The organism is Shewanella sp. FJAT-52076, assembly GCF_019457455.1.
Classification (GTDB): domain Bacteria; phylum Pseudomonadota; class Gammaproteobacteria; order Enterobacterales; family Shewanellaceae; genus Shewanella; species Shewanella zhangzhouensis.
On record NZ_CP080415.1, the window covers coordinates 1,209,677 to 1,221,716 of the forward strand.

At 52.7% G+C, this 12,040-nt stretch carries 8 protein-coding genes and 8 tRNA genes; 15 read left to right on the forward strand and 1 reads right to left on the reverse strand.

Annotation, left to right across the window (positions count from 1 at the left end; all coding sequences use genetic code 11):
* Nucleotides 1-26 precede the first annotated feature (26 nt).
* Nucleotides 27-917, forward strand: coding sequence for a peptidoglycan DD-metalloendopeptidase family protein (locus K0H79_RS05290; protein WP_220077560.1), 891 nt, complete (start codon nt 27-29; stop codon nt 915-917).
* Nucleotides 918-1,000: 83 nt separating this feature from the next.
* Complete coding sequence (gene rpoS, locus K0H79_RS05295) at nt 1,001-1,984, forward strand: RNA polymerase sigma factor RpoS (RefSeq protein ID WP_220067096.1); 984 nt, start codon at nt 1,001-1,003, stop codon at nt 1,982-1,984.
* A 159-nt stretch (nt 1,985-2,143) separates the two neighbouring features.
* Here the strand turns inward: rpoS and mutS are convergent, their stop codons facing one another.
* Nucleotides 2,144-4,708 carry a DNA mismatch repair protein MutS gene (gene mutS / locus K0H79_RS05300; RefSeq protein WP_220077561.1) on the reverse strand — a complete coding sequence of 855 codons (2,565 nt, stop codon included), beginning with the start codon at nt 4,706-4,708 and terminating at the stop codon, nt 2,144-2,146.
* A 286-nt stretch (nt 4,709-4,994) separates the two neighbouring features.
* Here mutS and recA point away from each other — a divergent pair, with 286 nt between their 5' ends.
* The 13 genes from recA (at nt 4,995) to K0H79_RS05365 (ending at nt 11,997) form a co-directional block, all read left to right on the forward strand.
* Nucleotides 4,995-6,062, forward strand: a complete 1,068-nt coding sequence (gene recA, locus K0H79_RS05305; RefSeq protein ID WP_011759162.1) for a recombinase RecA — start codon at nt 4,995-4,997, stop codon at nt 6,060-6,062.
* Nucleotides 6,063-6,073: 11 nt separating this feature from the next.
* A complete protein-coding gene (locus tag K0H79_RS05310; RefSeq protein WP_220077562.1) occupies nt 6,074-6,511 on the forward strand; it encodes a regulatory protein RecX in 438 nt (145 codons plus the stop codon).
* 215 nt (nt 6,512-6,726) lie between these two features.
* Nucleotides 6,727-9,357 (forward strand): alanine--tRNA ligase, encoded by a 2,631-nt coding sequence (gene alaS / locus K0H79_RS05315; protein WP_220077563.1) that lies wholly within the window; start codon nt 6,727-6,729, stop codon nt 9,355-9,357.
* A 33-nt stretch (nt 9,358-9,390) separates the two neighbouring features.
* The gene (locus K0H79_RS05320; protein ID WP_220077564.1) at nt 9,391-10,602 is read left to right on the forward strand and encodes an aspartate kinase; all 1,212 of its coding nucleotides are present in this window, start codon (nt 9,391-9,393) and stop codon (nt 10,600-10,602) included.
* 113 nt (nt 10,603-10,715) lie between these two features.
* On the forward strand, nt 10,716-10,910 hold the full coding sequence (gene csrA / locus K0H79_RS05325) for a carbon storage regulator CsrA (RefSeq protein WP_011759166.1): 195 nt from the start codon (nt 10,716-10,718) through the stop codon (nt 10,908-10,910).
* 230 nt (nt 10,911-11,140) lie between these two features.
* Nucleotides 11,141-11,232 (forward strand) — tRNA-Ser (locus K0H79_RS05330).
* Between the two features lie 23 nt (nt 11,233-11,255).
* A tRNA-Arg gene (locus K0H79_RS05335) sits at nt 11,256-11,332 on the forward strand.
* 35 nt (nt 11,333-11,367) lie between these two features.
* Nucleotides 11,368-11,444, forward strand: a tRNA-Arg gene (locus K0H79_RS05340).
* Nucleotides 11,445-11,476: 32 nt separating this feature from the next.
* A tRNA-Arg gene (locus K0H79_RS05345) sits at nt 11,477-11,553 on the forward strand.
* A 39-nt stretch (nt 11,554-11,592) separates the two neighbouring features.
* A tRNA-Arg gene (locus K0H79_RS05350) sits at nt 11,593-11,669 on the forward strand.
* A gap of 29 nt (nt 11,670-11,698) precedes the next feature.
* Nucleotides 11,699-11,775 (forward strand) — tRNA-Arg (locus K0H79_RS05355).
* A 7-nt stretch (nt 11,776-11,782) separates the two neighbouring features.
* Nucleotides 11,783-11,874, forward strand: a tRNA-Ser gene (locus K0H79_RS05360).
* Between the two features lie 46 nt (nt 11,875-11,920).
* Nucleotides 11,921-11,997: transfer RNA gene (locus tag K0H79_RS05365), tRNA-Arg, on the forward strand.
* Nucleotides 11,998-12,040: the final 43 nt, after the last annotated feature.

Genomic DNA, 12,040 nt, shown 5'->3' on the forward strand with positions numbered 1-12,040 from the left:
ATGCTGACTTCGGGAGCTGCTCATTCATGTTGAGATTGACAACTTGCTGCCTTTGTTTGCTCCTGTTGGCTGGTTGCAGCATGCAGGCGCACTCGCCTGCACCAGTCGAAAGCCTGAATTCCAAAAAAAAGCCCGCACACCCCAAGGGAAGTCTGACCAGTTCAACTTATAAAGTAAAAAAGGGCGATACCCTCTACTCAATTGCCTGGGGAGCTGGCACGGATTACCACGAATTAGCCAAGATTAATCAACTAAATAAACCGTACACTATCTTTCCCGGGCAGGTTTTAAAGCTGTCATCGACGGCTAAAAACACCAAGCCAACAAAGCAAACCACAACGGCGTCCTCGAAACCGGAAACCAAGTCGGTAACAGCCAAAAATGATAGAAAACAAAGCGCTAGCCCAGTTGTGTCCAGCGGTCAATCATCCGTAGTAGCACAGAAAAAAACACTTGATCCGAAAAATAAAGCTGATTACGCTGTAACAAGTTCACAACAAGGCGATAACCTGGTAGCGGCTGCCACTGACGGTTTACCGAGTGAAGTAGCACGCTGGCTCTGGCCAGCAAAAGGACGCTTGATTGGGACTTTCTCTGCCAGAGAGCAGGGGAGTAAAGGGATCAAAATAGCGGGAAGACGCGGGGATCCGGTCAGAGCCGCCGCCGAAGGGCGAGTGGTGTATTCTGGCAACGCACTGAGAGGCTACGGCAACCTGGTCATTATCAAGCACAGTGAGGACTTCCTCAGTGCTTATGCCCATCTGGACAAGATCCTGGTGACAGAAAAGCAACGGGTCAGTGCAGGACAGACAGTTGCGACCATGGGGAATACTGACGCTGAACACGTGATGCTTCACTTCGAGATCCGTGATCATGGTGTATCAGTCAATCCACTTAAGTATTTGCCGAAGAAATAATTTACGGCAGCCAATTTTGGCATTTGGAGGATAAAAAAGTGATTTAAAGTCATCAACAAATTTTGGGTTTGGGAGACAATATTATGAGCTTGAAAAACAATACGCTTGTTGCCGAAAAGCTTGTAGATTTTTCCGGAAAAGAAGCAGATTGCGACACCAATATGGACGGTGAAGAAGTCAGTCTGGTTCAAGACCTGGAGCTGGAACAGCAGGTTCAGGACGATTTACAACGTAACCTTGATGCTACTCAACTCTATTTGAGTGAAATTGGTTTTTCCCCTCTGCTGACTGCAGAAGAAGAAGTTTATTATTCCCGCAAAGCATTGCGCGGCTGTGAAAAGTCACGTAATCGCATGATAGAAAGCAACCTGCGGCTGGTAGTGAAAATAGCGCGTCGCTACAACAATCGTGGACTTGCTCTGCTCGACCTAATTGAAGAAGGTAACCTTGGCCTGATCCGGGCCGTTGAAAAGTTTGATCCTGAGCGTGGATTCCGTTTCTCGACCTATGCCACCTGGTGGATACGCCAGACCATTGAACGGGCCATAATGAATCAAACCCGCACCATTCGTTTGCCCATTCACGTGGTTAAAGAACTCAATGTGTATCTGAGAACCGCCCGTGAATTGGCGCATAAGCTCGATCATGAGCCTACCGCTGAGGAAATTGCGGCCAAACTGAACCTCCCCAGCGTTGAAGTGAGCCGCATGCTCAAGCTCAACGAAAAAATTACTTCTGTGGATGTGCCCCTGGGTGGTGACAACGATAAGGCGCTGTTGGATGTATTACCCGATGATGACTCTGTTGGCCCAGACTATAAGGTGCAGGACGAGGACATTTCAAATTCGGTGGTGAATTGGCTCAATGAGCTCAACACCAAGCAGCGGGAAGTGTTGGCACGTCGTTTTGGTCTGCTCGGTTATGAGCCATCAACGCTGGAAGATGTGGGTGCCGAAATCGGTCTGACCCGTGAACGTGTAAGGCAAATTCAGGTAGAAGCGCTTAAGCGTTTAAGAGACATTTTGAGTGCTCAGGGGCTGTCGGTAGAAGCCCTGTTCAGAACCTAAAAGATACTGGCAATAAAAAACGCCTCAATAAATGAGGCGTTTTTGTTTTATGGTTTCAGAGTCCTAAGCATCACAGCCCTGAGCATCACTGCCCTGAGCATCACTGCCCTTTACCTCACAGCCGAAAATATTCAGCTCGCGTCAGCTAATGCTTGGCTTTCAGACTAAACGTTTTAACTCGAACAGGAGTTCCAGCGCTTGACGCGGACTTAAATCGTTTGGATCTATTGCCTTAAGACGAAACTCTGCGGCAGAAGGCTCAGGTGTCATAGTCAATGGCAACGCTTGCTGCTTGCTCATATCGACCCCGTGATCGCGGCTTTCCAGCTGATGCAGCTTGTGTTTGGCAGCCTTGATGACGTTGGCTGGAACCCCTGCAAGTGCGGCCACCTGCAAACCATAACTCTTACTGGCTGCGCCTTCCTGTACTGCGTGCATAAAGGCAATAGTATCATCATGCTCAATGGCATCCAGATGGACATTATGAACCCCGGGGAGCATTTCTGGCAGCTGGGTCAGCTCAAAATAGTGGGTTGCAAACAAGGTCATGGCACCGAGTTTCTGTGCCAGATATTCCGCCGCCGACCAGGCCAGTGACATACCATCGTAGGTCGAGGTGCCGCGGCCAATTTCATCCATTAACACCAAGCTGTTGGCTGTCGCATTGTGCAAAATGTTGGCGGTTTCGGTCATTTCCACCATAAAGGTTGAGCGGCCGGAAGCGAGGTCATCACTGGCACCGATGCGCGTAAATATTCTGTCAACCGGGCCAATCAGGGCGCGCTCTGCGGGCACAAAACTGCCGATATGGGCCATCAGGGTAATAAGCGCAACCTGCCGCATATAGGTTGATTTACCGCCCATGTTTGGGCCAGTCACAATCAACATACGGCGCTGATTGGACAGTTCCACAGGGTTAGGGATGAAGGGGCTTTGGCTGACCCGCTCAACCACGGGGTGACGGCCTGCTTCAATTAAAATGCCCGTAATGTCGCTAAGCTCAGGGCAGTGATAGTTGAAGAGATCGGCCCTATCGGCAAAGTTTGCCAGCACGTCAAGTTCAGAGGCGGCGCGGGCAAAGTCCTGCAATTCCTGAAGCTTGGGCAATATCAAATCGAACAGCTCTTCCCACAGCTGCTTTTCAAGCGCCAGTGCCTTGCCCTGGCTGGACAGTACTTTCTCTTCGTATTCTTTAAGTTCAGGGGTGATATAGCGCTCTGTATTTTTAAGGGTTTGACGGCGCTGATAGGCAATGGGCACCAATGCCGATTGGGCGCGGCTGACCTCAATGTAGTAGCCATGTACCCGGTTATAGCCAACCTTGAGAGTGGCGATACCGGTGCGCTCCTTTTCGCGCTGCTCCATCTGCTCCAGATAATCGATGCCACCATCGCTGAGCTTGCGCCATTCATCGAGCTCGCTGTGATAGCCTTCGCGTATGACGCCTCCATCACGAATAAGGACTGGTGGATTATCCACAATTGCGCGGCAAAGCAGCTCATACTCTTCGGGAAAGGCCCCCAGAAGAATATTGAGTGACTTAAGATGGCGTGACTCACAGCGCTGCACGCGTTCGCGGATAAGGGGCAGAATGCCGAGGGCATCTCTTAACCGGGCAAAGTCTCTCGGGCGGGCGCTTCGCAGTGCAAGACGCGCCAGAATACGCTCTATATCGCCAAGGGCTTTAAGCTCTGCGCGAAGGTCCTCGTAAAGGCCTGTCTCCAACAATTCCTGCACTGCCTGCTGGCGACCGCGAATGGTATCGTGACATCGCAGTGGCTGATGTATCCACCGCTGCAGCATACGGCTACCCATGGCAGTCACTGTATTATCCAGCACGCTGGCAAGGGTGTTTTCGCGGGAACCTGACAGGCTGACAGTCAGCTCCAGATTGCGACGGGTGGCGGCATCCAGAATGATGCTGTCCCCCTGATTGAAGCGCACGATGGAATTGATATGGGGCAGGGCGGTGCGCTGGGTATCTTTCACATATTGCATCAAACAGCCTGCGGCCTGCAGCGACAGGCGCGCATCGGCAATGCCAAAGCCACGCAGATCGCGGGTACCGAACTGCTCAAGCAGCAACTTGATACAGGTATCGTAGTCAAACTCCCACTCGGGGCGGCGCCGCTTTCCCTTGATATGGTTAATCATCCCCATATCGGCGAAGTCTTCACTGTATAACAGCTCTGCCGGACTGGTGCGCTGCAGCTCTGCCTCCAGCGCTTCACGGCTTGGCAATTCTGCAATCACAAAACGGCCGGATGCCACATCCAAAGTGGCAAAACCATAACCCACCTTGCCTTGATAAACCGCCGCCAGAAGGTTGTCCTGCCGTTCCTGCAGCAGGGCTTCATCGGTAAGGGTTCCCGGCGTGACTACACGAACGACTTTTCTCTCTACCGGACCTTTTGAGGTGGCCGGATCGCCAATTTGCTCACAAATGGCAACCGATTGCCCAAGTTGAACCAGCTTGGCGAGATACCCCTCTACCGCATGATAAGGGATCCCGGCCATGGGAATAGGATCCCCGCCACTCTTGCCACGCGCGGTCAGCGAGATGGCCAGCATTTCTGAGGCACGCTTGGCATCGTCATAAAAGAGTTCATAAAAATCACCCATGCGATAAAACAGCAGCATATCCGGGTGTGCTGCCTTCATGGTCAGGTATTGACGCATCATGGGAGTGTGTTTTTCGAGATCAAGCAGGTCTGTGCTGTTCATTGCCACTCTGTAATTGCGATGGGACTTGTCAGGTCAAAGCCTGTACAGGACCGGGGTAAAGCCTATGGGCGCTCAGTCTACCAAGTTTTTCGACAAAGTGATCCTTTTCAATTCAAGGCGATGAAAGAGCCTATTTCGATGCTGTTGAAAATTATTTCACACAGGGGTTGATACTGTATGATTGTACAGTATACTAGCTTTCATTATGTACAAATACACAGGGCTTTTGCCTGAACCGCATTAACCGTTGCGTCTTCACAGCGCTTGCTGTGTGTGAGAGGGAACAATGAAAATCGATCCAAATAAAGAGAAAGCACTTGCCGCCGTTCTTGGCCAAATTGAAAAACAATTTGGTAAAGGCTCCATCATGAAGCTGGGCGAAGACCGCTCCATGGACGTGGAAACCATCTCCACCGGCTCGCTGTCTCTGGACGTGGCTCTTGGTGCAGGCGGTCTGCCAATGGGCCGTATCGTAGAAATCTATGGTCCTGAATCATCAGGTAAAACGACTCTGACCCTCGAAGTGATTGCTGCGGCTCAGCGTGAAGGCAAAGTGTGCGCCTTTATCGATGCCGAACACGCCCTCGACCCTGTATATGCCCGTAAGCTGGGTGTAGATATTGATAACCTGCTGTGCTCTCAGCCAGACACCGGTGAACAGGCGCTGGAAATCTGTGATGCTCTGACCCGCAGTGGCGCCGTTGACGTAATCATTGTGGACTCGGTAGCGGCGCTGGTTCCCAAGGCCGAAATCGAAGGTGAAATCGGTGACTCTCACGTAGGTCTTGCGGCCCGAATGATGAGCCAGGCCATGCGTAAGCTTGCTGGTAACCTCAAGCAGTCCAATACTTTGCTGATTTTCATCAACCAAATCCGTATGAAAATTGGTGTGATGTTCGGTAACCCTGAAACCACCACAGGTGGTAACGCTCTGAAATTCTACGCATCCGTGCGTTTGGATATCCGCCGCACCGGCGCCATCAAAGAAGGCGACGAAGTGGTGGGTAACGAAACCCGCGTGAAAGTGGTTAAAAACAAGATTGCCGCGCCTTTCCGCCAGGCCGATTTCCAAATCCTCTATGGTCAGGGCATTAACCGTACCGGCGAGTTGGTAGACCTGGGTGTACTGCACAAGCTGATTGAAAAGTCCGGTGCATGGTACAGCTACAAGGGCGACAAGATCGGTCAGGGCCGCGCCAACGCCACCAAGTTCCTGGCTGAAAATACTGAAATTGCAGCCGAAATTGAAAAAACACTGCGTGAAATGCTGCTGTCACACAGCTCATCTTCCGGTAGCGCCGATGAAGTAGAAGGCGATGAAAACATCGACTTCGAAACTGGAGAAGTGTTCTGAGTCAGGAACTGATGAATCACGCGCTGGCATCACTTGCCAGGCGTGATCACAGCCGCAATGAGCTCAAGCTTAAATTGCTCGCCAAGGGACACGATGCCCTTGAGATTGAGCGGGTACTGGATGAGTGTGAAGCCAAAGGTTATCTGAACGACAGTCGCTATGGCGCATCAGTCGTTCGCTCATCGGTACTGAAGGGCCACGGCGCCGCCAGAGCGCGTCAGGCCATGATAGCCAAGGGATTGGATAAAGAGGTTATTCAAAGCAATCTGGAAGGCTGCGAAGTGGATTGGTACGCCCAGGCACGGGCGAAGGCGCTGAAAAAATTTGGCGCAACCAAACCTGCCGATGCCAAAGACAGGGCAAAGCGCATACGCTATCTCGCCGGACAAGGATTCAGTTTTGATGAGATTGCCCACGCTCTGGATTTTGACCCTTACGATATGGAATGAAGACCGCAACTGTTGCGGTCTTTTTATATTTGCCTCTCGCTTCACTCTGGCCATTTTTCACAGTGGCTCTGTCCTTTGTTTGCCTCGGATTTCGCGGCCTGTGCGCTATCTTCTTCGAAAGTCTTGAGGTTATAATGAGCCCCAAATTTTTGTCGGCAGCCCGTGGAAGTGGCTGCGGCTTGTCGTATCAGGCTTATCCAACTCAGGACGTTTTCATGTATCAAACCACAGCCGCGCTTCGCAGTGCTTTTCTCGAGTATTTCAGGCAGCAGGGTCACCAGGTAGTAGACAGCAGCTCTCTGGTTCCCGGTAATGATCCAACACTGCTGTTCACCAACGCCGGTATGAACCAGTTCAAAGACTGTTTCCTCGGTATGGAGAAGCGCAGCTACGTACGGGCCGCGACTGCGCAGCGCTGCGTACGTGCCGGTGGCAAGCATAACGACCTGGACAACGTGGGTTACACCGCCCGTCACCACACCTTCTTCGAAATGCTGGGTAACTTCAGCTTTGGCGATTACTTCAAAGAAGATGCCATCCGCTTTGCCTGGGAATTCCTCACCGGTACCCTGAAACTGCCTAAAGAGAAGCTGTGCGTCACTGTGTATCACACCGACGACGAAGCCTTTGAGATCTGGAACAAGCAAATCGGTGTTCCTGCTGAAAACATCATTCGCATCGGTGATAACAAGGGGGCGCCATTCGCATCAGACAATTTCTGGCAGATGGGCGATACCGGTCCTTGCGGACCTTGTACCGAAATCTTCTACGATCACGGCGAGCACATTTGGGGTGGCCGTCCCGGCAGTCCGGAAGAAGACGGTGACCGCTTTATCGAGATCTGGAACATCGTATTTATGCAGTACAACCGTCAGTCCGACGGTACGCTGGACCCGCTGCCCAAGCCTGCGGTGGATACAGGTATGGGTATTGAGCGTATCTCTGCCATCATGCAGGGCGTTCACTCCAACTACGAAATCGATATTTTCCAGAAACTGATAGCCAAGACCGCCGAAATCATCGGTGTGACCGACTTGGAAAATAAATCCCTTCGCGTTATCGCTGACCACATCCGCTCCTGTGCCTTCTTGGTTGCCGATGGCGTGATGCCATCCAACGAAGGCCGCGGCTATGTGCTGCGTCGCATTATCCGCCGCGCTGTGCGCCACGGTAACAAACTGGGCGCTACCGACACCTTCTTCTACAAACTGGTGCCTACACTGATAGAGGCTATGGGGGATGCTGCCAAGGAACTTAAGGCCACCCAGACCATTGTGGAAAAGGCCCTCAAAGCCGAAGAAGAGCAGTTCGCCCGGACTCTGGAGCGTGGTCTTGGCATGCTTGATGCCGCGCTGGCCGACCTCAAGGGTGATACCCTGGACGGCGAAACCGTATTTAAACTCTATGATACTTACGGCTTCCCGGTAGATTTAACCGCCGACGTGTGCCGCGAGCGTAACCTTAAAGTCGACGAAGAAGGCTTTAATGCCGCCATGGCCGAGCAGCGCAGCCGCGCCCAGGCCGCTGGTCAGTTCAGTGCCGACTATAACGCCGCGCTGAAAATCGATACGGCCACCGATTTTTGTGGTTACACCGAGCTTGCTGCCGAGAGTAAAGTCGTTGCGCTTTACCGTGATGGTGAATCTGTCGATGCGGCAGAAGCAGCAGAAGCAGGCGCCGATCTGGTTGTCGTACTCGACAACACCCCATTCTATGCCGAGTCCGGTGGTCAGGTTGGTGACAAAGGTCAGCTGCTGGCCGAAGGTGTTGAATTCGTCGTTGCCGATACCCAAAAGTTCGGTCAGGGCATTGGTCATAAGGGCCAACTCGCCAGCGGCAGCATCAAGGTTGGTGACAGCCTCAAAGCCATGGTGGATAAGAAGCTGCGTCATCGCACCGAACTTAACCACTCAGTAACTCACCTGCTGCACGCTGCGCTGCGTCAGGTGCTGGGGACTCACGTGACCCAGAAAGGCTCTCTGGTTGACCCTGAGCGTCTGCGTTTCGACTTCTCCCACTTCGAAGGCGTTAAGCGCGAAGAGCTTAAGGCGGTCGAAGATCTGGTGAATACCCAAATTCGTCGAAACCACGAACTGAATTTCGCCGAAATGGATATCGAAGCAGCCAAGGCAAAAGGCGCCATGGCACTCTTTGGTGAAAAGTACGATTCCAAGGTGCGCGTTGTGACCATGGGTGACTTCTCCATCGAGCTTTGCGGTGGTACCCACGTGGGCCGTACCGGCGATATTGGTCTCTTTAAGATCACTTCTGAAGGTGGTATCGCCGCAGGTATCCGTCGTATCGAAGCCGTGACTGGTGCAGCCGCCATGGCCTATGTCGCTCAGCAGCAGGCCGAGCTTGAAGAAGCCGCCGCACTGCTTAAAGGTGACGTTGCCTCTGTGGTCGCCAAGCTCAAGGCCCAACTCGACAAAGCCCGTCAGCTTGAGAAAGAGAATGGCCAGTTGAAAGATAAGCTGGCCGCCGCTGCCAGTGCCGACCTTGCCGGTGACGCCCTGGACATCAATGGCGTTAAGGTGCTGGTTAAGCGTCTTGAAGGCGTGGAGGCCGGCGCACTGCGCGGTTTGCAGGATGAACTCAAGCAGAAGCTCAAGTCAGGCGTTGTGTTACTGGCCATTGGCAGTGGTGACAAGGTGAACCTGATTGCCGGTGTGACCCAGGATCTGACCGGCAAAGTGAAGGCCGGTGAACTGGTTGCCATGGTGGCTGCTCAGGTCGGCGGGAAGGGCGGTGGTCGCCCTGATATGGCCCAGGCTGGTGGCAGCGAACCTGCCAAGCTCGACGGTGCCCTGGCCAGTGTTGTGCCTTGGCTTAATGAGCGTCTGTAACAACGGACGGGTCTGAGTAGTAGCAGGCTGTTTGTGACAAAAATTTATGTAAAGAAGTTCGGAGGCACCTCTGTGGGTACCTTCGAACGCATTGAGGCGGTGGCAGATGCCATCGCCAAAGCGCATTTTGAAGGTGAGAGACAGGTGTTGGTGCTCTCAGCTATGGCCGGAGAAACCAACAGGCTTTATGCCATGGCCGCCAACATAGACCCTCTGGCACCCGCCCGGGAATTGGACATGTTGGTGAGCGCCGGTGAGCAGGTCAGTATTGCTTTAATGTCCATAGCACTGGCAAGACGGGGCATTAATGCCAGATCTTTGCTGGGTAGCCAGGTCAAGGTGCGCACCAACAGCCAGTTTGGCAGAGCCAGTATTGAGTCCGTTGATACAGGGTTGTTGATGCAGTTGCTGGACGACGGCGCTGTACCCGTTATCGCCGGGTTTCAGGGGGTCAACGAGCAGGGCGATGTGACAACCCTTGGGCGTGGCGGCTCAGATACAACTGCCGTTGCCATTGCCGCCGCGCTTGATGCCGCTGAGTGCCAAATATTTACTGATGTGACCGGTGTCTTTACCACAGATCCCAACATAGATCCCGATGCCCAGAAACTCGATAGCATCAGTTTCGAAGCCATGTATGAAATGGCACGGCAGGGGGCCAAGGTATTGCACCCGGACAGCGTTGCCTGTGCCCGCCGTCATGGTGTTGTGCTGAGGGTGTTGTCGAGTTTCGAGTCCGGCAGTGGCACCCTGATCCGCTTCGATGAGCCTGAACACTCCGGCTCGGGCATAGTGGGCATTGCCGTTACCCGCGGACAAGGCCTGGTGTCAGTTGCTGGTCTGGTGGATCAACCGCAGGCGGAAGTGGCACTGTTTCAGGCGCTTGCAAACGCTTCGGTGGATACTGACCTTGTGGTGCAGTTGGCGGACGAAAAAGCGCTGGCATTTACCCTGGCGCAGGGTGCACTCGATAGAGTGCTGACCCTGATAGACAGGTTGGCACTTGAGCAGCCTCTGGCGGAAGTCCGTCATGAGTCGCCACTGGCAAAGGTATCCCTCGTCAGCACCGGTAAAGCTGTCATGGCTGAGGTGGGGGCGCGTGTCACCGAGCTTTTGGAAGCACAAAACATTCGTGTTAAGTTACTCTCGACATCAGAAATCAAACTGTCGGTGGTAATTGATGAGGTACATCTGCAGCATGCCGTCAGAAGTTTGCACAGAGCGTTCGACCTCAATAAAGTATGAATATCCAAGCGTTTTGGTATTCAATACTATAATTTGTACTAAGCTGACTTTATAATAATGTGACGTCCAGGTGTCTGTCCTGGCGTATGGAATGGGACTAAAGGAGCAAGCGAATGCTGATTTTGACACGTCGTGTTGGCGAAACACTGATGATCGGTGACGAAGTCACGGTGACAGTGCTGGGTGTAAAGGGAAATCAGGTGCGCATCGGTGTGAATGCACCTAAAGAAGTGTCTGTTCACCGCGAAGAGATCTACCAGCGTATTCAATCTGAAAAAACAGGTTCGCCCGAGGGCGGTAACTACTGAGCCTGTTTTACGGCTCCAGCAGGGGCGTCCAGGACGGACAGTAGAAGAGTCAGCCAAGGGCTGGCTTTTTTATTGCCTGTAACTTAAGGACGACAACTTGTGACTGCGCGCAAAGGCTGATTGTGCTTGGGTTTCAAGCATGTGATTAAAAACAGGGCAATCAGATCTGCTTTGGGAAAAAGGGTTTGACTTATTTTCTTCAAACAGTAATATGTGCGCCAAGAAAAGACGGAGAGGTGGCCGAGTGGCCGAAGGCGCTCCCCTGCTAAGGGAGTATGGGCTTTATCTCCCATCGAGGGTTCGAATCCCTCCTTCTCCGCCATTTTCTTAAAGCGATAAAAGTGTGCGCATGTAGCTCAGCTGGATAGAGTACCTGGCTACGAACCAGGCGGTCGGAGGTTCGACTCCTTCCATGCGCGCCAGCTTTTATCGCTTTTAGCAGTAAAGAAAACAATTCGCGCATGTAGCTCAGCTGGATAGAGTACCTGGCTACGAACCAGGCGGTCGGAGGTTCGACTCCTTCCATGCGCGCCACTTCTTTCTTCTGTTTATCTGATAGTTTCAACGCGCATGTAGCTCAGCTGGATAGAGTACCTGGCTACGAACCAGGCGGTCGGAGGTTCGACTCCTTCCATGCGCGCCACTCTCAGATATCAGATTACTGCAGCAGACTTTTTGAAACGCGCATGTAGCTCAGCTGGATAGAGTACCTGGCTACGAACCAGGCGGTCGGAGGTTCGACTCCTTCCATGCGCGCCAAAAGTCTTTAAAGATTGAACGAATTCAATGCGCATGTAGCTCAGCTGGATAGAGTACCTGGCTACGAACCAGGCGGTCGGAGGTTCGACTCCTTCCATGCGCGCCAAATTCGCGGAGAGGTGGCCGAGTGGCCGAAGGCGCTCCCCTGCTAAGGGAGTATGGGCTTTATATCCCATCGAGGGTTCGAATCCCTCCTTCTCCGCCATTCTTTACTATACTCTTTAAGCTTGCCCTTAAGAGTCACAAAATTTGCGCATGTAGCTCAGCTGGATAGAGTACCTGGCTACGAACCAGGCGGTCGGAGGTTCGACTCCTTCCATGCGCGCCATATTAAAAGCCCCTGATTACTCAGGGGCTTTTTCTTTTCCGCT

Coding starts and splice junctions, on each gene's coding strand:
- K0H79_RS05290 (WP_220077560.1), top strand. CDS start 27: ATGTTGAGATTGACAACTTGCTGCCTTTGTTTGCTCCTGTTGGCTGGT.
- rpoS (WP_220067096.1), top strand. CDS start 1,001: ATGAGCTTGAAAAACAATACGCTTGTTGCCGAAAAGCTTGTAGATTTT.
- mutS (WP_220077561.1), bottom strand. CDS start 4,708: ATGAACAGCACAGACCTGCTTGATCTCGAAAAACACACTCCCATGATG.
- recA (WP_011759162.1), top strand. CDS start 4,995: ATGAAAATCGATCCAAATAAAGAGAAAGCACTTGCCGCCGTTCTTGGC.
- K0H79_RS05310 (WP_220077562.1), top strand. CDS start 6,074: ATGAATCACGCGCTGGCATCACTTGCCAGGCGTGATCACAGCCGCAAT.
- alaS (WP_220077563.1), top strand. CDS start 6,727: ATGTATCAAACCACAGCCGCGCTTCGCAGTGCTTTTCTCGAGTATTTC.
- csrA (WP_011759166.1), top strand. CDS start 10,716: ATGCTGATTTTGACACGTCGTGTTGGCGAAACACTGATGATCGGTGAC.